Origin of the sequence: Micromonospora sp. DT44 (genome assembly GCF_049841635.1) — a bacterium.
Taxonomy (GTDB): domain Bacteria; phylum Actinomycetota; class Actinomycetes; order Mycobacteriales; family Micromonosporaceae; genus Micromonospora.
The window spans coordinates 149889-172989 of the sequence record NZ_JBNCKS010000004.1 but is presented as its reverse complement, the minus strand read 5'-3'; the positions used below and the strand labels follow the sequence as shown (position 1 = coordinate 172989).

Sequence of the window (23101 nt, the reverse complement as noted above, 5' to 3'; positions counted from 1 at the left end):
GTGTCCCTATCAGCGGTCCGCCGACGCCACCCGACCCGGCGACAACACCCCCCGGATCATCCGAACGACAGGGGCAGGAAGTCATACCGGGCCGGGCGACCGAGGGTCCCCGGCTGGGGACGATCAAAAAGGTAACGGGGTGCATGCCTGGCTGCCGGCCAGAACCAGACGGTCTGCGGCCTGGCCCTGAGCCGTACCCGGCTGCGTCGCTTTCCGCACGTGCGCTTCGACTACTCGGGCACCGACGTTCTGACCGAGGCGGACGCGGTGGGTTGGATCTGTCCGCGCTGCCTGGCGGCCACTACCGGCCGGCGCGGCAAGGAGAAGCGCGGCTGGGTCCGGAACTCGCCTCGCCCTTGATCGACTCGCCGTCCGGGAAGGCGGGGCATCCGAGTGGCCGGGACGCCCCGGTTTCCGGGAAGCCGAGTCGATCAAACCGCCCCGCGCCGGGTGAGACGGCGGTTGAGGGCCTCCTGGGCGGGTACGGGGTCGGGCATGCGGATCGTGGTGGTGGGGGCGAGCGGCAACGTCGGTACGGCGGTGCTGCGGCGGCTGCGCCGGGAGCGCGGTGTGGAGCTGGCCGGGGTGGCCCGGCGGCTGCCCGGACCGGATGCCGGTACGCCGTACGACCAGGTGGAGTGGCACTCCTGCGACATCGGCGCGCCGACTGCTCCGGCCCAGTTGGCCGAGATCTTCACGGGCGCGGACGCGGTGGTGCACCTGGCCTGGCAGATCCAGCCCAGTCACGATCAACGGATCCTGCGGCGGACGAACGTCGACGGCAGCCGGGCGGTGTTCGACGCGGTGGCGCGGGCCGGGGTGCCGGCGCTGGTGTACGCGTCGTCGGTCGGCACGTACGCGCCCGGGCCGAAGGACCACCCGATCAGCGAGCGGTGGCCGGCCACCGGGGTGTCCGGCTCGTCGTACAGCGAGCACAAGGCCGAGGTCGAGGCACTGCTAAACGGGTTGGAGCGGGAGCATCCGGCCCTGCGGGTGGTGCGGCTGCGCCCCGGGTTGATCTTTCAGAGGGACGCCGGCGTGGAGATCACCCGGTACTTTCTCGGCCCGTTCGCGCCGGTACGACTGCTGCGCTTCGGCCGGATTCCTCTCGTACCCACGAACCGGCGGCTGCGGATGCAGGCGGTGCATGCCGACGATGTGGCTGACGCGTACGCCAGGGCGGTTCTGGGTGATGCGCGCGGCGCTTTCAATGTCGCCGCGGACCCGGTGCTGACTCCGGAGCTGGTGGCTCGGCACTTCCATGGTTGGACGGTGCCGGTCGCGGCGCCGGTGCTGCGGGTGGCGGCGGCGCTGACGTGGCGGGCGCGGCTGCAACCGGTCGACGCGGGCTGGGTGGAGCTGGGCCTGAACGCGCCGCTGATGTCCAGCGAGCGGGCGGAGACCGAGTTGGGCTGGACTCCCAAGATCGACGCGTTGACCGCGCTGAAGGAGCTGTTCGCCGGCATGGCCGGTGGCGAACACACCCCCAGCCCGCCCCTCTCCGCCGCAGCCCACAAGCCCGGCCGCCCGAGCGGCCTCCTGGCGGGCAACCCTCCAGGCCAGGGAAACCCCTACTGACGGTGATCAAGAGGTTCGCGTCACCAGACGGGCGAAATCTGACGCAAACCTCTTGATCATCGGGGCCACAGCGGGGCCGCGCCGGCGCGCAGAGGGTCAGGTTAGTTTTGCGCCCAGGAAGAAGATGCCGGGGTGGCCGGGGGTCTCGAACTTGCCGCTGGGGTTGCGGCGCAGGGTCGAGTTCTCGATCTTCATGGTGCCGGTGCGGTTGTTGCTGACGAAGAAGATCGCGCCGCCGCCCTCGTTGGCCCTGTTGTTCTCGATGATCGTGCCGGCGATGCGGACGGCGAACTCGTTGCCGTCGCAGTAGATCGCGCCGCCGCTGCCACCGCCGGGCGTCCCCGACTTGGCCGGGTTGGCGCCGCTGCCGATCGCCTCGTTGTTCTTCAGCAGGCTGTTCAGCACCGTCCACGACACGCCGATGCTGCTCAGCGCCCCTCCGTTCGAGCAGGAGCCGCCGTCGAAGGTGCTGCTCACGACGTACACCGGCTTGTTCTCGTACTGGCTCAGCACCCGCACGGCCGCGCCGCCCAGGTCCGGCCCGGTACGGTCGCAGCGGTTCCGGACGAAGCGCGAGTTTACGATCTTGAGCCGCCCGCCGCGGACGAAGATCGCGCCCCCGCCGCCACCCTCGGCCTTGTCGCCGGTGGAGTTGCCGTCGGCGAAGGTCAGGTTCTGCACGGTGAGCTGCGGGTGGTCCTGGTTCTGGCAGTGCGAGGTGGTCCAGCCCTGGGCCTCGTCGCAGGTGTTCAGGTAGAGGACGCGGCGCTGTCCCTGGCCGCTGAGCGTGACCTTGCCGCCGCCGTCCAGCACGACCTTCGGCCCGTTGGCGTTGCGGACCTTCGCGGTGGCGGTCATCTTGATCGTCACCGGGGCCGGTCCACAGTCGAACCTGATGACGCCGCCGGCGGCGACCGCCTTCACCACGGCCGCAGAGGTGCAGCTCGCCGGGGTGCCGGTGCCGACGGTCCGGGTCGGCTTCGAGGTGTCCACCGCGCGGGCCTCGGTGGGCACGCTCGCGTGGCCGTTCGGATTGCCGGCCGGGGCGACCTTCGCGGCGGGCTTCGGGCTGGCGCTGGCGCCCGGACCGCCGAGGCCGTCGCGTCCCGCCGGCACGACGTCCTGGTCGCCGGTCGCCACAGCCTGCGGCGAGGCGGACGGCGTGCCGGTCGGCGTCGGCTCGCCGGACGCGCACGCGGGCAGGGTCGCGGTGGCGACACCGAGGACGAGCAGGGCGGCAAGCGACGTCATGCGCACGCCGCTGATGCTAGGAGCCCCGACGGTGTCGCGGCGAATCCGCCGTGCCAGGTTTAACCCCCGGCTAAGGCTCGACCCGCGGTCAGGCGTGCGAGAGGGCGAACGCGGTCAGGAAGCCGGCGACCGTGATGAGACCGACCAGCAGATGGGCGTCCTCGAACGCCTCCGGGACCATCGTGTCGGTGATCATGGCGAGGATCGCCCCGGCGGCCAACGCGGTGATGGCGGCCAGCACCTCCGGTGGCGCGCCACCCAGCAGCGTGTTGCCGACCAGCGCGGCGAGCCCGCTGATCAGCGCGATCCCGGTCCACAGCCGGAACACGTACCGGCGGGTCCGGCCGGCCTGGCGCATGCCTGCCGCGCTGGACAACCCTTCCGGGATGTTGCTGAGGAACACCGCCGCGACCGTGACCAGGCTGACCGCGCCGCCGGCCAGCAGGCTCGCGCCGATCACGACCGATTCGGGTACGCCGTCCAGCAGCGCCCCCACGGCGATGGCCGACCCGGAGCCGGGTTGCTCGCCCTCGGAGGGCTGCTGACCGCCCGAGCGCTTGCGGTTCCGCGCGCCGTGCCGCGCGAGGCCCACGTTGGCGAGGGTGTACGCGCACGCGCCGCCGGCCGCGCCGATCACGGTGGGCAGCATCCCGCCCTGGTCGTGTGCGACCTCGATCAGCTCGTACGAGACGGCCGAGATCAGCACGCCCGCGCCGAACGCCATGACCGACGCGATGAGCCGCTGGGGCACCCGCGCGAACCAGCCGACCGCCGCCCCGATCAGCAGCGCCGACCCGGCCAGCAGTCCCCATCCGCCCGCCTGCAACCACTCCGGCATTCCCGGGACCGTACCCCGGGTGGTGGGGGCGGCAAACCGTGCTCAGAAGTCGGCGAAGACGTACGGCACCGCGCGCGGGAAGATGGCAAGCAGCTCGGCGGCGGCGTCGACCGGCACCTCGCCCAGCCCTCGCAACGGCAGCTCGGACGGGTCCAGCACCCCGTACGCCAGGGCGGAGAGCCCGGCCGCGGTGAGCGTCGCGGTCGGCGCCGGGCCGCTGTCGCCGGTAACGATCTCCAGGATGCCGGTCGTGCCGTCCAGCAGGTGGGTGCCGGCCAGCCACCGGTCGCCGGTCAGCTCGACGCGGACCCGACCCGGCCCGGCGGGCAGCCCGCGCAGCGCGTCCAGCGACAGGAGCCGGGCCATCGGCGCGGACGCCCCCGGGCGGCCCGCCCGCACCTCGACGTGCACGTCCAGGTCGGTGAGCCACAGTTCGGGCAGCTCGTCCGGCGGCACCTGGACGCTGACCCGTCCGACCTGGTCGACGTGCCGGGCGAGGAACTGCAACAGCAGCATCCGGGCGAGCGGGTCGGTGGCGAGCAGTTCGTTGCCGTGCAGCGTGCCGCCGTACTCGTCGATCCGGTAGGTGACCGCACCGGTGATCTCGCCGTCCACCCGGGCGGTGAGCAGCCAGTGCTCGTCGCGGTCCCGCAGCCCGACCGCCCGGTAGTCCGGGAAGAGCGAGAAGCCGTGCCGGTCCCGCAGACAGCGCTCGGTGAACGCGCGCCACGCCGGGTAGCCCGCCCCGATCCGCTCCCAGCCCACCTCGCCGGGGAGTTCGGCGCGCAGCAGCGGCCCGAGGTCGGCCGGGCTGAAGGTGACCGTGCGCGGCTTGGGCAGACCCACAAAACCGAACCGGGCGTAGAAGCTGGGCCGGAACGGGTAGAGCGCGCTGAGCGGGCTTCCCTCGTCGCGCATCTCGTCGAGCAGTTGGTGCAGCAACGTCCGTACGTGCCCCTGCCGACGGGCCAGCGGATGGGTGGCCACACTGGCGACGCCGGCCATCGGCAGCACCACCCCGCGCAGGTTCTGCCGCATCGGGATGGCCGAGGTGGCGGCCAGCGTGACGCCGTCCTCCTCGACGGTGAGCGTCGTGTTGCCCTCGTTGTACGGCAGGTAGTCACGGAACTGCTCGACCCGCGTGGCGCTCAGCGGTGACGACTCGAACGCGTACGCGGCCAGCGGGAAGCTGGTGGTGAGACGGTCGTCGGCGGTCACCCGGCGGATGGTCATCCGCTCATCTCAACCCGCACGGCTTGCGACAGCAACCGGATTGACCAGATTCGCTCAGCCGACGGGCAGGTGGCGCAGGTGCCGGCGGCGGCGCAGTCGCACACTCGCCACGGTGGCTACGCCCACGACCAGCAGGGCGGTGACGATGAGGCCGTGCAGCACACCCCGGGTCAGGTAACCGTCGTCGGTGCGGTCCACCGCCCAGGTCGCGATCTCTCGGCTCGACCAGAACGGCGTCAACCTCGCCCCCGACTCGGCCGGGTCGATGAGCATCTGCACGGTCACCACCGTGAGCAGCAGCAGCGTGCCCTCCATCTCGCGGGGCAGCAGCGTGCCGATCAGCACCCCGAACGGCGCGGCCACCGCGACGCAGCACAGCAGCGCCGCGACCAGGCCGCCGTGGCGAAGGTCCGCGCCGTCGAGCATCGGCAGGAGGAAGAAGGGTACGGAGATGACGAGCCCCACCGCCCACAGGCCGAGCATCCGGCCCAGGTAGAGGTGGTGCGGACGATAGCCGGCCAGCCGGAGCCTTGGCTCCAACTCCCGCGCCGCGGTGGTCGCGAAGAGCGCCGCGGTGCTCACCGCCCAGCAGACGCCGAGCAGCAGCGACCGGACCGACTGACCGAGGTACGCGTCCCGCCGGATCAGGTAGAAGGTCAACGGCATCAACAACAGCAGCAGGAGTACGCCCCGACGCCGCAGCAGCTCCCGTAGCATCATCTCGGCGACGGTGACGAGCCTGTTCACAGGCGGCCTCCTCGAACACCGGGCGCGACCCGCCCGGACTGGTGTGCCGGGGTCAGGTCGAGCACGGTGTCCACCCGGTCGAGTTGGTTGAGCAGGTGGGTCACCACGACGATCGCCGCGCCCCCGTCCCGCAACCGGCTGAGCTGATCCCAGGTTGACGTAGGTGCCCTGGTCGAAGCCCTGGTACGGCTCGTCGAGCAACAGGACGTCCGGCTCGCTGAGGGTGGAGATGGTCAGGTTGAGCTTCTGCCGCGTGCCGCCGGAGAGGTGCCGGGCCGGCACGGTGCCGCCCGCCTCCCAGCCGAGCTGTCGGGCCGCCGCACGGCCGGCGCGGCGGGCCGGTCCACGGGCGATGCCCTGGCCGGCGCCGACCAGCACGAAGTGCTCGTCGGCGAGCAGGAAGTCGGAGGTGCCGCCGGACTGCGGGCAGAAACCGAGCCGACCGCTGACGGTCACCTCGCCGGCGTCGGGCGACATCAGCCCGGCGCAGATCCGGAGGAAGGTGCTCTTGCCGCAACCGTTCGCGCCGACCACCGCCGCGATCTGTCCGGCCCGGACGGTCAGCGAGACGTCCCGCAGCACCGTCTGCCGGCCGTACCGTTTGGTGATGCCCGCCGCGTGCAGCCGGACCGCTCCGGGGCGTGGCCCGGGTGCGGTGCCGATGCTCTCCACGATCGCGCCCGCGTACTGCTGGGATGGACCGAAGACGACCCAGGGATCACCGCCGGAGTCGCGCAGGTGTGTGGCGGCCTCGGCGACCACGTGCCGGGCGGCGTCCGCCGCGACCCGGCGCTGGTGCAGCTCGGCGGCGAATGTCCGGAGCCAGTCGTTGGCGTTCACCCGGCAACCCCCTTCGTGACGATGTCGTTCACCGGCCGCACGAAGGTGAGCCAGGCGCTGCCGCCTTCGCGCAGCGCCGCCTGCCCGTCGTCGGTGAGCCGGTAGTACTTGCGGGCCGGGCCGGCGGTGCCCTCCCGCCACTGGGCGGTCACCAGACCGGTCTTCTGCAGGCGCAGCAGGACGGGGTAGAGCGTGCCGCCCTGGATCGGCCCGACGCCCGCCGCGTCGAGCGCCTGGGCGAGTTGGTAGCCGTAGGACTCGCGTTCGGCCAACAGGGCCAGGACGCAGATGTCGAGCACCCCCCGTAGCCACTGCCCGCGCCGGTCCGAATCCACAGCCGGGACACTAGCGCCGCAACCTAGATGGCACAACCACCTAGTTGAGGCGACCGGACCCGGTCGGGCGGCCCGTCGTGGGACCGTCGAGCGGGCCGAATCGATCAGCGGGTGGTGACGTCCGAGACGACGACCGTCACATTGTCCGGAGCGCCGGCATGGTGGGCCAGCTTCACCAACTGCTCGCCGCACTGCTGGCGGTCGGAGTACATGCCCAGCGCCGCCGCGATGTCGTTCTCCTCGACGTAGTCGGAGAGCCCGTCGCTGCACAGCAGCAGCCGGTCGCCGGGGACCACGGTGAGCACGCCGACCGCCGGCGGGGTGTCCGCGCCCTGCACGGCCCGGGTCACCAGGGAGCGCTGCGGGTGGTGCCGGGCCTGGTCGGGGGAGAGGGTGCCCTGGTCGACGAGCGCCTGCACGAACGTGTCGTCCCGGGTGAGCTGGGTCAGCTCCCCGTCGCGCAGCAGATAGCAGCGGGAGTCACCCACCTGGGCCAGCACCAGCGTCTCGCCGGCCAACAGCGCGGCGGTGAGCGTGGTGCCCATCCCCTCCCGCGCCGGGTCCACGGTGATCGCGGCGTGGATGCGCTGGTTGGCGGTGCTGACCACGGCACGCAGGGCGTCAGCGGCCGCGTCCGGTTCGGTGGGTGGCGTCAGCTCGTCCAGGATCCGGATCACGATCTCGCTCGCCACCTCGCCCGCGGGCAGGCCACCCATGCCGTCGGCGACGGCGATCAGGCGGTCACCGGCGAGGGCGGAGTCCTCGTTGTTGGTGCGGACCAGGCCGATGTCGTTGAGGATGGCCGAGCGGAGGATCAGCGTCATGGTGTCAGCTTGCCAAGAACACCCCGCCTTCGTCTCTACGCACTACTGCGTAGGGTTGAGAAATGATGCCGGTGTCCATGGTCGGACGCGCCGGCGAGCTCGCCGAGCTCGACCGGGCGTGGTCGTCCGTGGCAGCCGCCGACCGTCGCGCGCCGACCGTCGCGGTGCTCACCGGCGCGGCCGGCGTGGGCAAGAGTCTGCTGGTCGCCGCCGCGGTGGACGCCCTCACGCCGCGTCCGTCCGTGGTGCTCTCGGGGGCCGCCCGGGTGTACGGTCCGGCCCCGTACGACTGGTTGGCGGCGGTGCTCACCGGCCGCGACACCGGCTCGCTCGCCCTGCCGCCGGACGCGCTGGCGTGGCTCGCCCAGCAGCCCACCGCGCCGCGCGAGCGGTACGCGCCGGGCACCCTGCTGCGCCTCGCCGTCCGTACCGTCCAGTTGCTGGTCGGCGCCGGCCCGGCGGTGCTGGTCGTGGACGACCTGCACGCGCTCGACCCGGCCAGCGTCAACCTGGTCGGTGAGCTGGCCACCGTGGCCGAGCTGCCGGCGCTGCTGATCGTCGCCAGCCGGCTGGCCGCCGACGCGGTGGCCCCGGACCTCACCCGCCGCGCGTTGGCCCGCCTCTGCGGGGTACGCGGCGTCGTCCGCCAGCATCTGGGTCCGCTGCGCCCGGCCGAGGTCGCCGAGGTGCTGACCCAGGTGTACGAGGGTTCGCCGCCGTCCGACCGGCTGGTCACCTCGGTCTGGCGACACACCGGCGGCAATCCGTACGCGTTGACCGAACTGCTGGCCGCGTACGCCGGGGAGGGGCCGGACGCGTTGCTGCGACGGTTGCCCGGGCCGCGTACGCCCCTCGGCCCGGTCGAGGCGGTCGACGTGGAGTTGACCGCCCGGGAGGTCGAGGTGCTGGGCTGCCTGGTCAGCGGTATGTCGAACAAGCAGGTCGCGAAGGCGCTCGGCATCTCGGTGCGGACGGTCACCGTGCACGTGTCGAACCTGCTGCGCAAGACCGGCTCGGCGTCGCGGACCGAGGTGGCGCTCTGGGCGGTACGCCGGCGTCTGCCGGTCCCCGCGCCGGTGGACTGAGCCGGGTTCAGCGACGGGGGTAGCGGAGCAGCAGGCTCGCGGCGACCTCCTCGTCGCCCACGGCCGCGTACGTGTGCGGCACGTCCGAGACCCAGCGGAGGTGACCGCCGGCCGGGGCGGTCAGTGGCGCGTCGGCCGGGCCGGCCCGCAGCACTCCGCCGAAGACGGTGATGTGTTCGGTGACGCCCGGCTGGTGGGCGGGGGACGTCTGCACGACGCCCGGTGTGACGCGCATCCGGTACAGCTCGTAGGTCGCGTCGGTGTCGGTGAACACCTCCAGCAGGGTGGCGGTGACGGCGGCGCCGTGCACGACGGGCCCGGGGGTCGGGTCGGCCAGCAGGGCGGTGAACGGTACGCCGAGCTGCGCCGTGACCGCCCAGAGCGTCTCCAGGGTCGGGTTGCGGGTGCCGTGTTCCAGGCCGGAGAGGGTCGCCTTCCCGATGCCGGCGAGCCGGGCCAGTGTGGACAGCGAGATCCCGCGCTCCTCGCGCAGGGCGCGTACGCGCTGACCGACGACGGCGGGGTCCACGTCGAGGCCGGGACGGCCCGCTGGTGGTGGCTGCGGCATCCGACTATGGTGCTACACACTGTCGTTCCGTAAACGGAACGCTCCGGGGGTGGTGACATGGGTGGACGCGCGCAACCGGTGCTGGCCGGCGTGGTGACCGCGCTGGTCGGCTTCGCCAGCTCGTTCACCGTCGTCCTGGCCGGGCTCCGGGCCGTCGGCGCGTCGGACGCGCAAGCCGCCTCCGGCCTGCTCGCCCTCTGCGTGGCGTGCGGGCTCGCCGCCGCCTGGCTGGGTTGGCGGCACCGCATCCCGATGAGCGTGGCCTGGTCGACGCCGGGCGCGGCGTTGCTGGTGGCGACCGGGCCGCCGCCCGGAGGCTGGCCGGTCGCGGTGGGCGCGTTCCTCGTCTCCGGGCTGCTGATCGTCGCGGCCGGTCTCTTCCCGCCGCTGAGCCGGGCGGTGGCCGCCATCCCCAAGCCGGTGGCCGGCGCGATGCTCGCCGGAGTGCTGCTGCCCCTGTGCACCGCACCGGTCCGGGCGCTCGTCGAGCTGCCCCTGGTGGCCGGTCCGGTGGTGGCCGGCTGGCTGCTGCTGCACCGGTTCGCCCGCCGCTGGGCGGTGCCCGGGGCGCTGCTGGTGGCGGTGGTGGCGCTCGCGCTGACCGCGCCCCCGGCCGGGCTCAGCGGCACCGCGCTGATCCCGTCGGTCACCCTGACCGTGCCGGCCTGGAACGTGTCCGGGCTGATCGGGTTGGCCCTTCCGCTGTTCCTGGTCACGATGGCGGCGCAGAACGTACCGGGCATGGCGGTGCTGGTCGGCTACGGCTACCGTCCGCCGTTCGGCGCCGCCCTACGCGCCACCGGGCTCGCCAGCCTGCTGGCCGCCCCCGCCGGCGGACACGCCGTGAACCTCGCGGCGATCACCGCGGCGCTGGCCGCCGGCCCCGACGCGCATCCGGACCCGGAGCGTAGGTGGGTCGCCTCGGTCACCGCCGGCGTCGGGCTCGCCCTGCTCGGGCTGGGCGCGGGCGTCGCCACGGCCCTGGTCGCGGTCGCGCCGCCGATCCTCATCGAGGCCGTCGCGGGGTTGGCCCTGCTGGGCGCGCTCGCCACCGCGCTCGCGGCGGCGGTGACCGACCCCGAGGGCCGGGAGGCGGCCGTGGTCACCTTCGTGGTGACCGCCTCGGGCGTGACGCTGGTCGGTGTGGGAGGCGCGTTCTGGGGGCTGGTCGCCGGCTGTCTGATGCTGCTGCTCTTTCGTCGCCGCCCGCCCGCGCCCGTCCCGCCCGCGCCAGAGGCACAGCGCACTCCCGGCTTGATCCACTCGGGTTCTTGAAAGGCGGGGTGTCCGGGGTGCGGTGATGCCGCTGTTTGCGTGAAGTCGAGTCGATCAGGCCGTTACTCCTCGCGGGGGAGGTCGGCCATGCCCACGGCGAGGAGGACCCGGCCGTCGGCCACCGAGCCGATCCGGTCGGCCGGGACGTACACGGCCCCGTCGGCCGACTCGGTGGAAACCTTCAGGTAGCCGGTGTGCAGCAGACGTGCCGCCAGGTCGGCCGGCACGTCCGGCTCCTCGACCGCCGTCGCCTCGATCAGCTCGTCCAGGCTGCTGCCCGGGTCGGCGGTCGGTGTCTGCACGGTCACCGCGTTCGGATCGCCCCGCTGGACGAGGTCCACGGTGCCGATCTCGGTGCCGGCGACGTCGACCACCGGCATCCCGGTGGTGATTCGCGAGATGGTCGCCTGCTGCTCGTCCTGCTGGTCCATCTCTCAGCGGTTCCCGAGGCGGCACGCCACTAAACGCCGCCTCGTAAGGCGCGCGCTCAGCCGTTCGGGAGGGTCCAGCCGCCCGGTGGGCGCGGGGACAGCTCCCGCCAGGTGTCCGTGCCGTCGAGCAGCGCCCGGACGGTCTCCTCGGCCTCGTCCGCGCTGCCGTACTCGTAGAACCGGGAAATGCCCTCGGCGCCGCCGGCCCGCTGCTCGACGTGCCACCGATCGGCGTCCACCCGGAGGAAGACGTCCCGCCGGGCCAGCCGCCCCCACTTCCCGTTCCACCAGTGCTTCCGCTGCTCCATGGCCGGACTCTATCGAACACACGTACGAGAAGATGCGGCCCCTGCGGGAATCCCGCAGGGGCCGATGTGCATCCGTGTGGGTCAGCGCTGCGTCGGCGGTTCCGTCCGGCGGCCCAGCACGTCGTCCAGCGCCCCGCGCTGCTGGCCCGGGGTCGTGTGACCGGCGGAGACCAGGGCGTCCCGGATCTCCGTGAGCAGCTTGACCTCCTCGCTCGGGGCCGAGGGCGGCGGCTCCTCGCCCCGCTTGCGCCGCTCGGCCAGCCGGTTCATCGGGTAGACGACCAGGAAGTAGAGCGCCGCAGCGGTGAGCAGGAACGTGATCACCGCGTTGAGGAAGGCGATCCAGTCGAACGGGATGCCACGGAACGTCGGCGCGGTGCCGGCCAGGCCCTTGTCGCTGCCGGTGATGAGCAGCACGAAGACCCGGATCAGCGGGTCGAGGAACGACTTGGTGAGCTGGGTGACCACGCCCGTGAACGCGGCGCCGATGACGACACCGACCGCCAGGTCGACGACGTTGCCGCGCATGATGAAATCTTTGAAGCCCTTGAGCATCCGTACTCCCGAGGTGTCCGGTTTTCCGTCGCGGACAACCTATGCCCCGTCGGCGGACTCCAGAAAAGCGCCGGCCTCGATCGCCGCCCGGCCCGCGTCGCCCGCCCGGATCGCCTCGACCAGCCGGGTGTGGTCGACGTAGCGCTCGGGCGTGAGCGCGCCCCCCATCGCCTGGGCGACGGTGCTGCGCAGGGCGGCGCCGAAGGAGGCGTACAGCTCGGCGAGCATCGCGTTGTGCGCGGCGGCGACCACCGCGACGTGCAGCGCCGCGTCGGCCTCCACGAACGCGTCGACCCGGCCGCCGCGCCAGGCCGCCTCGCGGTCGGCGAGCGCGCCGTCGAGCGCCGCCAGGTCCTGCGGTGTACGCCTCAGCGCGGCGAGTCGGGCCGCCTCCACCTCGAAGGCGCGGCGCACCTCGATGACCTCGGTCATCCGGTCGTCGCCCAGTCGACGGGCCACCACCGGGGCCAGTTCGTCGGTGGACACCACGTAGGTGCCGGAGCCCTGCCGGCACTCCAGCACCCCGGCGTGCACGAGGGCGCGGACGGCCTCGCGGACCGTGTTGCGCCCGACGCCCAGCGCGGCGACCAACTGTGGCTCGGTGGGGATGCGGCCGCCCACCGGCCACTCACCGCCGAGGATCCGGGCCCGGAGCTGCTCGATGGTCTGGCGGACGCGGTGCCCCCGGGGAGGCACGGCTCGCTGCGCGGCGGGGGAATCGACCGACGGTGGCACTGGTTACATCACCGGGCCCAAATTCATCCCATGATTGTAGGTTAGAGGTCATGACCCCGCCAGCCGCCGCCGCTCCGGCCCTGCCCACACCCGTCGTCGACACCCACCCGACGCGCGAACCCGCGACCCGGCGGACGCACCCGGTGACCGGTGGCGCGCTGGTGCTGGTCGGGATGCTGCTGGTCGCGCTGAACCTGCGCATGGCGGTCACCAGCCTCGGCGCCCTGCTCGACGAGATCCGCGCCGGGTTGGGGCTCTCCGGCGTCATGGCCGGGCTGGTCACCACCCTGCCGACCATCGCGTTCGCCGGCCTCGGCGCGCTCACTCCGTGGCTGGTCCGCCGGGTCGCCCCGGCGCGGGTACTGGTGGTCGCCATGATCGTCCTGGCCGTCGGCCAGGTGCTCCGGGCCGCCACCGACTCGGCCTGGATCTTCGTGCTCACCAGCGCGTTGGCACTGGCCGGCATCGCCGTCGCCAACATCCTGCTGCCCATGCTCGTCAAGCAGCACTTCGGCCACCGGACCGGCCTCGTCACCGGGGCGTACACCATGGCGTTGACCCTCGGCACGACGGTGGCCGCGGCCAGCGCCGTGCCGATCGCGCACGCCTTCGGGTCCTGGCGGGCCGGGCTGGGCGTCTGGGCCGGGCTGGCCGCGGTGGCCGTACTCCCGTGGGTGCCGCTGGCGCTGCGGACCCGCAGGGGCGCGCGGCGCGCGACCTCGACGGCGGCCGTCGCCGCGCGGGTCCGGCCGGCGCGGACCCGGCTGGGTTGGGCCATGGCGATCTACTTCGGGGCGCAGTCGCTCAGCGGGTACGCGATCATGGGTTGGCTGGCGCAACTGTTCCGCGACGCCGGCTACCGGCCCGAGGCGGCCGGGCTGCTGCTCGCCGGGGTGACCGCGCTCGGCGTGCCGATCGCGCTGCTGATGCCCACCCTCGCCGGCCGGCTCGCCACCCTGCGCCCGCTGGTGTTCGGCCTGACCGGCGCGTCGGCGCTGGCCTACCTGGGGCTGGCGCTGGCACCGCACGGCGCCGCGCTGCTCTGGGTGACCCTGCTGGCGCTCGGCCAGGGCGCGTTCCCGCTGATCCTCACGACGATCGGTCTGCGCGCGCGTACCGCCGACGGGACCGTCGCGCTCTCGGCCTTCGCCCAGAGCACCGGGTACGTGATCGCCGCCCTCGGCCCGCTGTCGGTCGGCATCCTCTACGAGATCACCGGCGGCTGGACGGCGCCGATCGGATTCCTGCTGGCCGCGCTCGCCGTGCAGACGGCGGCGGGCATGGCAATCGCCCGTCCCCGCTACGTCGAGGACGAGTAGGTCGAAACAGCGGTCAGGAGGACGCCGGTGTCGGTTCGCCGGCGACGGCCTCGTCCACCGTCGGATAGGTGTGCAGCACCTCGACGAGCCCGCTCACCTCGAGGATGCGCAGCACGCCACGCTGCGGAGCGGCCAGCCGCACCACACCGCCGGCCTCGTCACAGCTGTTCTTGGCGCGAACGAACACCGACAGACCGGTCGAGTCGCAGAACGAGACGTCCGCCAGGTCGAACACCAGCCGGTTGCGGCCCTTGTCGAGCAGGTCGGTGATCTGGTCCTGCAACTGCGGTGCGGTTGCCATGTCCAGCTCGCCCGCGACCGACACGACGACCACGTCGCCGCGTTGTTCCGTGTGCACCGTCAGGGACATTCGCCAGACCTCCTGTTATCGGGGGAACGGTATCCCACGACCGGGGTCGCACGCTGAACGGGAGCCGTCATCCGGTGGCCATCGTCATTCCATTGCTACGGAGCAAGTAGTTGTGCAGGCCCCGGTGATAGAGTCCGGCCGGTCCAGGTCGAGGGGGGTTTTCACGATGGCGTTGAACGCCGAGGAAAGTGGTCGGCTCGCCGCGCTGTTGGGCAGCCACGCCGAGCAGATTACGCAGCGGTGGACCGATATCGTCGCCGGCTCACTGCGGGGCCGGCTGAGCCACGCCGAGCTGCGCCGGCAGGTCGAGGACCTGTACCAGGCCATCATCGGCGTCGCCAAGCAGGGCAGCTTCGACCTGTCCGCCGAGAGCGCGGGCGAACTGCGCGCCACGCTCTCCGAGCTGTCCCGGGGCAGGGCCCGGCAGGGCTTCTCCGCCACCGAGACGACGATCAGCGTCTTCGCGCTCAAGGCCGTGCTGGCCGAACTGCTCCAGGAGTCCGCGGCCGCCAACGCGCTGCACGACTTCGTCGCCTACTCCAAGCTGGTCGACGAGTTGGGCCTGTTCACCTTCGAGAGCTTCGTGCGCACCCGCGAGAGCCTCATCGCCGACCAGGCCGAGCAGTTGCTCGAACTCTCCACCCCGGTGGTGAAGCTGTGGGAGGGCGTCGTCGCCGTCCCGCTGGTCGGCACCCTGGACTCCGCCCGGGCCCAGGTGGTCATGGAGCGGCTGCTGCAGACCCTGGTCGACACCGGCTCCCCGTACGCGATCATCGACATCACCGGTGTTCCCGCCGTGGACACCCAGGTCGCCCAGCACATCCTGAAGACCGTCGTGGCCGCCCGGCTGATGGGTGCCGACTGCATCATCTCCGGCATCCGGCCGCAGATCGCGCAGACCATCGTGGCGCTCGGCATCGAGTTCGGCGACATCGCCACCAAGGCCAGCCTCGCCGACGCGCTGCGCCACGTGCTGCGGCTCACCGGGCTCGAGGCCGCCCGTCGCCAGTCCCGCAGGGACGCCTGATGGAACGCGTACCGATCCTCAAGATCGGTGACATCCTGCTCGTCTCCATCCAGCTCGACATGTCCGACCAGACGGCACTCCAGCTCCAGGACGATCTCGCCGAGCGGATCGTGGCCACCGGCTGCCACGGCGTCATCATCGACATCACCGCGCTGGACATCGTCGACTCGTTCGTCGGCCGGATGCTCTCCGCCATCGCGTCGATCTCGAAGGTCCTCGACGCCGAGACGGTGGTGGTCGGCATGCGCCCCGCCGTCGCCATCACACTTGTCGAACTGGGGCTGTCGCTGAACGGCATCCGTACCGCGCTGAACGTCGAGCGCGGCATGGAGCTGATCGCGGCGGCCAACGCCGACGAGCTCGACTACCAGCTCGACGACGATCCGGACGCCGAGACGGCCACGCCGTGACCACGGGCATCGACCTGGGCCACCCGCAGGCGCAGTCGGTCCGCAGCGACGAGGACGTGGTACGCGTCCGGCAACTGGTCCGGTCGGTGGCGGTCGCCGTGAAGCTGTCGCTGGTCGACCAGACGAAGGTGGTCACGGCCGCGAGCGAGCTGGCCCGCAACACCCTGGTGTACGGCGGCGGCGGCACCGTCGAGGTGGCGACCGTGGACAACGGCCGACGCAAGGGCCTCCGGATCGTCTTCGCCGACTCCGGCCCCGGCATCGCCGACCTCGACCTGGCCCTGACCGACGGGTACACCACCGGCGGCGGCCTCGGCCTCGGCCTCAGCGGGTCCCGCCGTCTGGTCGACGAGTTCGAGATCGAGACATCGGCCGAGACCGGCACCCGGATCACGGTCACCAAGTGGGCCCGGTGAACGGGGACCTGGTCACCGACAGCGGCATCTGGTTCCGGGTGGAGGCGGGCAGTACCGCCAGCGCCGTACGACGCGCCGCCGAACGCCTCGGCGAGCAGATCGGGATGGGTGCGGCCCGCATCGCGGACCTGGCCATCGTGGCCGCCGAACTGACCAGCAACCTCGTCAAGCATGCCGACGACGGCGTCCTGCTGCTACGGCCGGTCCGCCGCGCCGGGCAGGCCGGCGTGGAGATGGTCGCCATCGACTCCGGGCCCGGCATGGCCGACCTCACCGTCTCCTCCCGGGACGGGCACTCCACCACGGGCACGCTCGGCATCGGCCTCGGCGCCATCGTCCGGCAGGCGAGCTGGTTCGACGGCTACTCCCTGCCCGGCAAGGGGACCGTCTTCGCCGTCCAGGTCTGGCCGGCCGAACCCGCGAAACCGTCCTGGGCCGGTGCCCTTACCCGTCCCATCACCGGCGAGACGGTCAGCGGTGACGGGTACGCCGTCCGGCTCGCCGACGGCCGGCACCAGGTGCTCGTCAGCGACGGTCTCGGGCACGGCCCGCTGGCCGCCGCCGCCACCGAGGCCGCGCTCGCCGCCTTCCGTAACGCTCCGGCCGGCCCGCCCGCGACGGTGGTGAGCCACCTGCACCGCGGCATGTCGCACACCCGTGGCGCCGCGCTCGCGGTCGCCGAACTGGCGGATGGCGTGCTGCACTACGCCGGCCTGGGCAACATCTCCGGCATGATCGTCGATGGTGACGGCCAACGCCGCGGGCTCGTGTCGCTGCCCGGCATCGCCGGCCACCAGCGCCCGACGGTACGCGGCTACGACTACCCGTTCGGGCCCGGCTCCCTGCTCGTCATGCACAGCGACGGCGTCGTCGACCGCTGGCGGTTGGCCGACTATCCGGGCCTCGTCGAACGGTCCCCGCTGGTGCTGGCGGCAACCCTGCTGCGCGACGCCGGAACGCGGCGCGACGACGCCTGCGTCCTGGTGGCGAGGTCCGGGCATGAGCGTTGATCCGGCCTCGGCGCCGCTGCTACAGATGGCGCTCCGCGTCGAACAGGACATCTTCGTCATCCGCCAGCGTGGCCGCGAGGTGGCCGGCGTGGTCGGCCTCGAACACCAGGACCAGGTGCGGATCGCCACGGCTCTCAGTGAGGTCGCCCGGGACCTGCTGCGGCTGACCGGCGGCGCGGACGTCACCTTCCACATCGACGCAGGGCCCGACGGTCGCTTCCACCTGCGCGCCGACCTGGCGCCGGTGGGGCCGCTGCCCGACGGCCGGTACGAGCCGCAGTCCGGTGCGGTGTCCCGCCTGGTCGACACCTTGAGCGTCACGACCGCCGAGGGGGTTACGGTCGTAAGGATGTCCCGCAGAGTCCCGGCGAGCGCGCCGATCCCGACCCCGGAGCGGCTGACCGAGTTCCGTGCCGAACTCGGTCGCATCGCGCCGGGCAGCGCGCTGGACGAACTGACCGTGCAGAACGGCCAGCTCATCGCGGCCCTCGACGAGGTGCGCAGCCAGCGCGACGAGCTGGCCGTACTGAACGAGGAACTGGCCGAGACCAACCGTGGCGTGCTGGCGCTCTACAACCAGCTCACCGAGGAGCTGGAGGAGACCAACCGGGGAGTCGTCGCCCTCTACGCCGAGCTGGACGAGAAATCGGCCCAACTGCGTGCCGCGAGTGAATCGAAGAGCCGGTTCCTGGCGAACGTGAGCCACGAGCTGCGCGCCCCGGTGACCGCGATCATCGGGCTGGGACGCCTGCTCGCGGACTCCTCGTCCGACCCCCTCACCACCGAACAGGTCCGTCAGGTCGGCCTCATCCGCTCCTCGGCGGAGGATCTGCTCGGTCTGGTCAACGAACTGCTGGACCTCGCCAAGGCCGAATCGGGCCGGATCGAGCCGGACTGGGCGGACGTGGACCTGCGGCCGGTCTTCGGTCAACTGCGCGGCACCATGCGGGCACTGGCCACCCGGCCCGGGGTGGAGCTGACGGTGGAGGAGCCGACCGCGCCGGCCGTGCTGCGCACCGACGAGGTGCTGCTCGGCCAGGTGCTGCGCAACCTGCTGCACAACGCGCTGAAGTTCACCGAGCGCGGCGAGGTGCGGCTGCGCGCCCGACGCAGCGACGACCGGTGGCGCTTCGAGGTCACTGACACCGGCCCGGGCATTCCCCCCGAGCTGCACGATCGGATCTTCGAGGAGTTCTACCAGGTGCCCGGCGCGACCCGGGTCGGCGGCACCGGCCTCGGCCTGCCGTACGCCCGGCGGCTGGTGACGCTGCTCGGCGGCACATTGGAGCTGGTCAGCGAGACCGGCCGGGGCAGCACCTTCACCGTCTCACTGCCCACCGGCGGAGCGTGACGGTGGACGCCGGGCCGACGACCGTCCTGGTGGTCGATGACAGCCGTACCAAGCGTTACCTGCTGGTCAGTTGGCTCAGCCGGGCCGGGTACACCGTGTTCGAGTCGGAGAACGGCACCGAGGCGCTGGCCCGGGTCGACACGGAGCGGATCGATCTGGTGGTGCTGGACGTCCGGCTGCCCGACCTGAGCGGCTACGAGGTGTGCGAGCGGATCAAGGCGGCGCATCCGGCGATGCCGGTGATCCACGTCTCCGCGCACGCCGTGGACGTCGCCGACCGCGCCCAGGGCCTGACCCGAGGGGCGGACGCGTACGTGGCCGAGCCGATCGAGCCGGAGGAGCTGATCGCCACCACCCGGGCGGTGCTGCGCTACTACCAGGCCCGGCAGCGTGCCGAACTGCTCGCCGAGCGGCTGCTCGGCCTCGCCGACACCACCGTCGCGGTCCACGCCGCGTCGACCTTCGCGCGGCTGCTCGAGGTCGCCGCGGCGGGGGCCGCACAGATCTTCAAGAGCCCAGCCGCCGTGATCGCCGAGACGTTCGACGGTGATTGCATCGCCGGCGTCTGCGCCGGCCCTGGCGCGGACGCCGCCATCGTGCCGTGGATCGTCGACGACACCGGAGTGCCCACCGGCGCCACCGTGCGGGTGGAGCCTCCGGAGAACTGGGGCCTGCTCACCTGGCCCCCGGACGACACGGTGACCGTGGCCGCGGCCCGGCTGCGGGAGGACCGCGCGCCGCTCTACGTGGTCGTACCCACCGCCACCCAGACCGCCCGGACGCCGGTGCTCGTGCAGCTCGCCCAGGCCGTGGCGGCGGCCGTCGAGGCCCAGCGCTCCTTCGACGAGGAGCACCGGATCGCCGTCACACTCCAACGCAGCCTGCTCCCGCGCAGCCTGCCCACGGTCGTCGGACTGGACCTCGCGGTGCGCTACGAGCCCGCGAGCGCACAGACGGAGGTGGGCGGCGACTTCTACGAGCTGGTGATGCTCGACGGGCACCTCCTGCTCGCGATCGGGGACGTGGCCGGCCACTCGCTGCACGCGGCCACCGTGATGGCCGAGCTGCGGCACGCGGTACGGGCGTACGCCGTCGAGGGGCACCAGCCCGGTGAGATCCTGCACCGGGTCAACGAGCTGATGCGTACCCTGCTGCCGGACGAGCTGGCCACACTCTGCGTCCTGCTGCTGCACCCGCCGAGCGGCCGGGTCCGGCTGGCCAGCGCCGGCCACCTGCCGCCGCTGCTGCACCGCGACGGCAAGGTCGAGTTCGTGCAGCACTCGGCACCCCTGCTCGGCGTCCGTGCGCCCCGACCGGCCGACCTGGAGTTCGTCCTGCCGACCGGTGCCACGCTGGTGTTCTACACCGACGGGCTGATTGAGCGCCGGGACGCCACCATCGATGAGGGGCTGGCCGCGCTGGCCGCGGTGTCGGCCACAGTGGACGAGAACCTGGACGACTTCTGCGCCCGCCTCCTGGTCGAACTGGCCCCCGAAAAGATCCAGGACGACGTAGCCGTAGTAGTCCTCCGCCGCCACTAAAACCCCCCACACCCCGGCCCCTCCGGCCCTCCGGCCCCCTCTCTGCTCCGGTGATCAAGAGGTTTGCGTCAAATTTCGCCCTGTCAATGACGCAAACCTCTTGATCACGCGGGTGAAGGGGGTGGGGGTGAGGGGGTGTGGGGAGGGGCGGGGTGAGGGGGCGGGGCGGGTGTTGACTGGGGTATTCGCTGGGTGAATAGTGGGGCGGTGTCTACGCCGCATGTTCTGCTTGGGTTGCTGGCTGGGGGGAGTCGGCACGGGTACGAGCTCAAGCGTGCGCATGACCAGCGGCTGCCCCGGGCTCGACCATTGGCCTTCGGGCAGGTCTACGCGACCCTCGGTCGACTCGAACGGGACGGTCTGGTGGCCACCGCCGGTCAGGACCGCGCCTCCGGGCCGGACCGCACGGCGTACGCGCTGACCGACGAGGGTCGCTCCGCCCTGGATCGCTGGCTGTCCACGGTGGAGTCGCCGATGCCGTACGTGGCCAGCACGCTCTTCGCCAAGGTCGTCGTGGCGCTGCTGGTCGCCGACGTCGACCGGGCACGGTCGTACCTGGTCGCCCAGCGCGCCGCGCACACCGCGCGGCTGCGGGAGCTGACGGCGGTCAAGACCGACCCGGCCGCCACCCTCAACGACGTGGTCGCGGCCGACTTCGCGATCGCCCATCTCGACGCCGACCTGCGGTGGCTGCACACCACGCTGGGCCGGGTCGCCGACTGGCACCGGGAGGTGCACGCGTGACGCAACTCCAGGCTCGCGGCGTGGTTCGGGCGTACGGCCCGACGCCCGCCCTGCGCGGTGTGACGCTCGACGTGGCCGAGGGCGAGATCGTCGCCGTCACCGGGCCGAGTGGCTGCGGCAAGTCGACCCTGCTGCACTGCCTGGCCGGGATCCTCCGGCCCGACGCGGGGGAGGTCACCTGGCGCGGCCACCGGATCGACACCTGGTCGGAGGCGGCCCGGTCCCGGCTACGGCGTACCGAGTTCGGGGTGCTGTTCCAGTTCGGGCAGTTGGTGGCCGAGCTGACGGCGGCCGAGAACGTGGCGCTGCCCCTGCTCCTCGCCGGCACGGGGCGGCGAGAAGCGCGGACGGCCGCCCTCACCTGGCTGGAGCGGTTCGGGGTGGCCGATCTGGCCGACCTGCGACCCGGCGAGATGTCCGGCGGTCAGCAGCAGCGGTGCGCGACGGCGCGGGCTCTGGTCACCGAGCCGCGGGTGCTCTTCGCCGACGAGCCGACCGGCGCGCTCGACACGCTCACCGGCGAGCAGGTGCTCACCCAACTGGTCCGGCTCGCACGTGAGCAGCGCACCTCCGTCGTGCTGGTCACCCACGAGCCGCGGATCGCCGCGTACGCCGATCGGGAGATCGTGCTGCGCGACGGCCTGATCGACCACACCGGCCTGGGGCTGGACGTGCCGTTGGCGGGCGGCGCACGGTGAGGCCGGCGACGCTGGTGCGGCTCGCGCTGGCCGGCAACCGGACCGACACGGCGCGCGTCGTGCTGACCGCGCTCAGCGCCCTGTTGGCGACGCTGGCCGGGCTGGCGGCGCTCACCGTGCTCGCGATCCAGAAGCCGGCCGGCGACGTCTGGGCGGAGTCCGAGCAGTACCGCAACGCGCTGCTGCGTGAACCGGGACTGCGCGGCGGGACCGCGTTCGCGCTGCTGATGCTGACCGTGCCGGTGCTGGCACTCGCCGGCCAGTGCGCCCGGCTCGGCGCTCCCGCCCGAGATCGGCGACTCGCCGCGCTCCGGTTGGCCGGCGCGACCCCCGGTCAGGTCACCCGACTGGCGGTGCTGGAGACCGGCCTGGCCAGCCTGCTCGGCACCCTCGCCGGGCTGGGCGTCTACCTGCTCGGCCGCGAGCTGCTGCACCGGCCCGACGACCAGGGCCGGCTGGCGCTGCCCACCGACGTGCTGCCGTCGACCGGCGCGCTGGTCGCCGTGGTGCTGGGCCTGCCGGTGGTCGCGGCGCTGGCCACCGCCCTCATGCTGCGTACCGTCACGACAAGTCCGCTCGGGGTCAGTCGCAAGGCCGCCCGCGAGCGGGGTCCACGCCCGTGGGCCGGGGTGCTGATCGGCCTCGGTCTGGCCTGCTTCGCGGCCACGCGCCCGATGCTCCGGTGGGTCGACGGGAACGAGGTGGTGCGGGGCTGGCTGGTGCCTCTGCTCTTCCTGCTGGGCGGGCTCGCCGCGATGATCGGGGTGGTCCTCGGCGTCGGCTGGATCTCGTACACCTGCGGGCGTCTGCTGCGCCGACATGCCCGCGGGCCGTCGGCGTTGCTCGCGGCGGGCCGGCTGATGGCCGACCCGTGGGCGGGCAGCCGGACGTTCGCCGCCTTGCTGGCCGCCATGATCTTCGGTGCCGGGGCGGCGGCCCAGCGCGCCTACTTCGTCGCCCAGGACGCGCTGGAACGGGAGCAGAACCGCCTCGCCGGGGTGGACGACGGCGGCGCCAACCCGTTCTACCTGTCCACCATGGACCTGGTCGACGCCGCGGTGGCCGTCGCGGTGCTGATCGCGGCGGGCGGTCTGATCGTCGCGCTGGTCGAGGGAATCGTGGCCCGTCGACGCGCGTACGCGGCGCTGGTCGCCACCGGCGTGCCCCGCGCGACGCTCAGCGGATCGGTGGCCTGGCAGGCGCTCACCCCCGCGGTGCCGGCGATCCTGCTGGCGCTCACCGTCGGAGAGCTGCTCGGTAGGGGACTCTTCCCCAGCATCACCACGAGCGCATCGTCGACGACGGTGTGCGACGCCACGGCGGCGCTCTGCGACGACCCGGCCACCCGCGACCAGTACACCCGCCTCGTGCAGACCGCTGCGCAGGAGCGGACTGTCGCCGTACCTCTGGAGCACCTGGCCTGGCTCGGTGCCGGCGCCCTGGCGGCGGTGCTGGTGACGGTCGGTGTCGGCCTGCTCTTCCTGCGGGTGAGCACGGCGGTGGACGAGCTGCGGACGGCCTGAGCGATGTAACACCGTCGCCGGCGGTGCCGCTGTCCGCATCGGGAGCCCGGCCATCGGGTTCCCGGTCACGGGCCGGACGGTCCGTGACG

At 72.7% G+C, this 23101-nt stretch carries 25 protein-coding genes; 13 read left to right on the top strand and 12 right to left on the bottom strand.

What is annotated here, in order from left to right:
* Positions 1-495 precede the first annotated feature (495 nt).
* On the top strand, positions 496-1578 hold the full coding sequence (locus ACLQ25_RS04225; RefSeq protein ID WP_425729213.1) for an NAD-dependent epimerase/dehydratase family protein: 1083 nt from the start codon (positions 496-498) through the stop codon (positions 1576-1578).
* Positions 1579-1674: 96 nt separating this feature from the next.
* Here ACLQ25_RS04225 and ACLQ25_RS04220 read toward each other — a convergent pair whose 3' ends face one another.
* The 6 genes from ACLQ25_RS04220 to ACLQ25_RS04195 all read right to left on the bottom strand — a co-directional run bounded on the left by ACLQ25_RS04220 (position 1675) and on the right by ACLQ25_RS04195 (position 7646).
* Complete coding sequence (locus tag ACLQ25_RS04220; RefSeq protein WP_425729224.1) at positions 1675-2829, bottom strand: hypothetical protein; 1155 nt, start codon at positions 2827-2829, stop codon at positions 1675-1677.
* An 88-nt stretch (positions 2830-2917) separates the two neighbouring features.
* Entirely contained in the window at positions 2918-3667 is a 750-nt protein-coding gene (locus ACLQ25_RS04215; protein ID WP_425729212.1) for a ZIP family metal transporter, read from the bottom strand.
* A 42-nt stretch (positions 3668-3709) separates the two neighbouring features.
* A complete protein-coding gene (locus ACLQ25_RS04210) occupies positions 3710-4900 on the bottom strand; it encodes a GNAT family N-acetyltransferase (RefSeq protein ID WP_425729210.1) in 1191 nt (396 codons plus the stop codon).
* Between the two features lie 54 nt (positions 4901-4954).
* Positions 4955-6487 carry an ATP-binding cassette domain-containing protein gene (locus ACLQ25_RS04205; RefSeq protein ID WP_425729208.1) on the bottom strand — a complete coding sequence of 511 codons (1533 nt, stop codon included), beginning with the start codon at positions 6485-6487 and terminating at the stop codon, positions 4955-4957.
* Positions 6484-6822, bottom strand: a complete 339-nt coding sequence (locus tag ACLQ25_RS04200; RefSeq protein ID WP_357133795.1) for a PadR family transcriptional regulator — start codon at positions 6820-6822, stop codon at positions 6484-6486. The genes ACLQ25_RS04205 and ACLQ25_RS04200 overlap by 4 nt, the downstream gene beginning before the upstream one ends.
* 104 nt (positions 6823-6926) lie before the next feature.
* Positions 6927-7646, bottom strand: coding sequence for a PP2C family protein-serine/threonine phosphatase (locus ACLQ25_RS04195; protein WP_355048343.1), 720 nt, complete (start codon positions 7644-7646; stop codon positions 6927-6929).
* Between the two features lie 62 nt (positions 7647-7708).
* On the opposite strand from ACLQ25_RS04195, the gene ACLQ25_RS04190 reads away from it, so the two are divergent.
* Positions 7709-8731 carry a LuxR C-terminal-related transcriptional regulator gene (locus ACLQ25_RS04190; RefSeq protein ID WP_425729205.1) on the top strand — a complete coding sequence of 341 codons (1023 nt, stop codon included), beginning with the start codon at positions 7709-7711 and terminating at the stop codon, positions 8729-8731.
* 7 nt (positions 8732-8738) lie between these two features.
* Here ACLQ25_RS04190 and ACLQ25_RS04185 read toward each other — a convergent pair whose 3' ends face one another.
* On the bottom strand, positions 8739-9299 hold the full coding sequence (locus ACLQ25_RS04185; protein WP_425729203.1) for a helix-turn-helix domain-containing protein: 561 nt from the start codon (positions 9297-9299) through the stop codon (positions 8739-8741).
* A gap of 57 nt (positions 9300-9356) precedes the next feature.
* On the opposite strand from ACLQ25_RS04185, the gene ACLQ25_RS04180 reads away from it, so the two are divergent.
* Positions 9357-10574, top strand: a complete 1218-nt coding sequence (locus ACLQ25_RS04180; protein WP_425729201.1) for a benzoate/H(+) symporter BenE family transporter — start codon at positions 9357-9359, stop codon at positions 10572-10574.
* A 62-nt stretch (positions 10575-10636) separates the two neighbouring features.
* On the opposite strand, the gene ACLQ25_RS04175 is transcribed toward ACLQ25_RS04180, so the two are convergent.
* The 4 genes from ACLQ25_RS04175 to ACLQ25_RS04160 all read right to left on the bottom strand — a co-directional run bounded on the left by ACLQ25_RS04175 (position 10637) and on the right by ACLQ25_RS04160 (position 12603).
* The gene (locus ACLQ25_RS04175; protein ID WP_425729199.1) at positions 10637-11005 is read right to left on the bottom strand and encodes a hypothetical protein; all 369 of its coding nucleotides are present in this window, start codon (positions 11003-11005) and stop codon (positions 10637-10639) included.
* 56 nt (positions 11006-11061) lie between these two features.
* Positions 11062-11313 carry a hypothetical protein gene (locus ACLQ25_RS04170; protein ID WP_355048337.1) on the bottom strand — a complete coding sequence of 84 codons (252 nt, stop codon included), beginning with the start codon at positions 11311-11313 and terminating at the stop codon, positions 11062-11064.
* An 81-nt stretch (positions 11314-11394) separates the two neighbouring features.
* Positions 11395-11868 (bottom strand): large conductance mechanosensitive channel protein MscL, encoded by a 474-nt coding sequence (gene mscL, locus ACLQ25_RS04165; protein WP_425729197.1) that lies wholly within the window; start codon positions 11866-11868, stop codon positions 11395-11397.
* A gap of 39 nt (positions 11869-11907) precedes the next feature.
* On the bottom strand, positions 11908-12603 hold the full coding sequence (locus tag ACLQ25_RS04160; protein WP_425729195.1) for a FadR/GntR family transcriptional regulator: 696 nt from the start codon (positions 12601-12603) through the stop codon (positions 11908-11910).
* 50 nt (positions 12604-12653) lie between these two features.
* Between ACLQ25_RS04160 and ACLQ25_RS04155 the strand changes: the two genes are divergently transcribed.
* Positions 12654-13922 (top strand): MFS transporter, encoded by a 1269-nt coding sequence (locus tag ACLQ25_RS04155; RefSeq protein ID WP_425729193.1) that lies wholly within the window; start codon positions 12654-12656, stop codon positions 13920-13922.
* Between the two features lie 13 nt (positions 13923-13935).
* Here ACLQ25_RS04155 and ACLQ25_RS04150 read toward each other — a convergent pair whose 3' ends face one another.
* Positions 13936-14292 carry an STAS domain-containing protein gene (locus ACLQ25_RS04150; protein ID WP_007454464.1) on the bottom strand — a complete coding sequence of 119 codons (357 nt, stop codon included), beginning with the start codon at positions 14290-14292 and terminating at the stop codon, positions 13936-13938.
* 166 nt (positions 14293-14458) lie between these two features.
* Here ACLQ25_RS04150 and ACLQ25_RS04145 point away from each other — a divergent pair, with 166 nt between their 5' ends.
* From ACLQ25_RS04145 to ACLQ25_RS04105, 9 genes are all read left to right on the top strand, one after another.
* Entirely contained in the window at positions 14459-15319 is an 861-nt protein-coding gene (locus tag ACLQ25_RS04145; protein ID WP_425729191.1) for an STAS domain-containing protein, read from the top strand.
* Complete coding sequence (locus ACLQ25_RS04140) at positions 15319-15729, top strand: STAS domain-containing protein (protein ID WP_425729189.1); 411 nt, start codon at positions 15319-15321, stop codon at positions 15727-15729. The genes ACLQ25_RS04145 and ACLQ25_RS04140 overlap by 1 nt, the downstream gene beginning before the upstream one ends.
* Positions 15726-16145, top strand: a complete 420-nt coding sequence (locus ACLQ25_RS04135; protein WP_425729187.1) for an anti-sigma regulatory factor — start codon at positions 15726-15728, stop codon at positions 16143-16145. Before ACLQ25_RS04140 ends, ACLQ25_RS04135 begins: the two co-directional genes overlap by 4 nt.
* On the top strand, positions 16142-17155 hold the full coding sequence (locus ACLQ25_RS04130) for a SpoIIE family protein phosphatase (RefSeq protein WP_425729223.1): 1014 nt from the start codon (positions 16142-16144) through the stop codon (positions 17153-17155). Before ACLQ25_RS04135 ends, ACLQ25_RS04130 begins: the two co-directional genes overlap by 4 nt.
* The gene (locus ACLQ25_RS04125) at positions 17145-18506 is read left to right on the top strand and encodes a sensor histidine kinase (RefSeq protein ID WP_425729185.1); all 1362 of its coding nucleotides are present in this window, start codon (positions 17145-17147) and stop codon (positions 18504-18506) included. Before ACLQ25_RS04130 ends, ACLQ25_RS04125 begins: the two co-directional genes overlap by 11 nt.
* Before the next feature lie 2 nt (positions 18507-18508).
* Positions 18509-20047, top strand: coding sequence for a SpoIIE family protein phosphatase (locus ACLQ25_RS04120; protein ID WP_425729183.1), 1539 nt, complete (start codon positions 18509-18511; stop codon positions 20045-20047).
* A 207-nt stretch (positions 20048-20254) separates the two neighbouring features.
* On the top strand, positions 20255-20791 hold the full coding sequence (locus ACLQ25_RS04115; protein WP_425729181.1) for a PadR family transcriptional regulator: 537 nt from the start codon (positions 20255-20257) through the stop codon (positions 20789-20791).
* Complete coding sequence (locus ACLQ25_RS04110; RefSeq protein WP_425729179.1) at positions 20788-21489, top strand: ABC transporter ATP-binding protein; 702 nt, start codon at positions 20788-20790, stop codon at positions 21487-21489. The genes ACLQ25_RS04115 and ACLQ25_RS04110 overlap by 4 nt, the downstream gene beginning before the upstream one ends.
* Positions 21486-23012, top strand: coding sequence for an FtsX-like permease family protein (locus tag ACLQ25_RS04105; RefSeq protein ID WP_425729177.1), 1527 nt, complete (start codon positions 21486-21488; stop codon positions 23010-23012). The genes ACLQ25_RS04110 and ACLQ25_RS04105 overlap by 4 nt, the downstream gene beginning before the upstream one ends.
* Positions 23013-23101: the final 89 nt, after the last annotated feature.

Coding starts and splice junctions, on each gene's coding strand:
- ACLQ25_RS04225 (WP_425729213.1), top strand. CDS start 496: ATGCGGATCGTGGTGGTGGGGGCGAGCGGCAACGTCGGTACGGCGGTG.
- ACLQ25_RS04220 (WP_425729224.1), bottom strand. CDS start 2,829: ATGACGTCGCTTGCCGCCCTGCTCGTCCTCGGTGTCGCCACCGCGACC.
- ACLQ25_RS04215 (WP_425729212.1), bottom strand. CDS start 3,667: ATGCCGGAGTGGTTGCAGGCGGGCGGATGGGGACTGCTGGCCGGGTCG.
- ACLQ25_RS04210 (WP_425729210.1), bottom strand. CDS start 4,900: ATGACCATCCGCCGGGTGACCGCCGACGACCGTCTCACCACCAGCTTC.
- ACLQ25_RS04195 (WP_355048343.1), bottom strand. CDS start 7,646: ATGACGCTGATCCTCCGCTCGGCCATCCTCAACGACATCGGCCTGGTC.
- ACLQ25_RS04190 (WP_425729205.1), top strand. CDS start 7,709: ATGATGCCGGTGTCCATGGTCGGACGCGCCGGCGAGCTCGCCGAGCTC.
- ACLQ25_RS04185 (WP_425729203.1), bottom strand. CDS start 9,299: ATGCCGCAGCCACCACCAGCGGGCCGTCCCGGCCTCGACGTGGACCCC.
- ACLQ25_RS04180 (WP_425729201.1), top strand. CDS start 9,357: ATGGGTGGACGCGCGCAACCGGTGCTGGCCGGCGTGGTGACCGCGCTG.
- ACLQ25_RS04175 (WP_425729199.1), bottom strand. CDS start 11,005: ATGGACCAGCAGGACGAGCAGCAGGCGACCATCTCGCGAATCACCACC.
- ACLQ25_RS04170 (WP_355048337.1), bottom strand. CDS start 11,313: ATGGAGCAGCGGAAGCACTGGTGGAACGGGAAGTGGGGGCGGCTGGCC.
- mscL (WP_425729197.1), bottom strand. CDS start 11,868: ATGCTCAAGGGCTTCAAAGATTTCATCATGCGCGGCAACGTCGTCGAC.
- ACLQ25_RS04155 (WP_425729193.1), top strand. CDS start 12,654: ATGACCCCGCCAGCCGCCGCCGCTCCGGCCCTGCCCACACCCGTCGTC.
- ACLQ25_RS04150 (WP_007454464.1), bottom strand. CDS start 14,292: ATGTCCCTGACGGTGCACACGGAACAACGCGGCGACGTGGTCGTCGTG.
- ACLQ25_RS04145 (WP_425729191.1), top strand. CDS start 14,459: ATGGCGTTGAACGCCGAGGAAAGTGGTCGGCTCGCCGCGCTGTTGGGC.
- ACLQ25_RS04140 (WP_425729189.1), top strand. CDS start 15,319: ATGGAACGCGTACCGATCCTCAAGATCGGTGACATCCTGCTCGTCTCC.
- ACLQ25_RS04125 (WP_425729185.1), top strand. CDS start 17,145: ATGAGCGTTGATCCGGCCTCGGCGCCGCTGCTACAGATGGCGCTCCGC.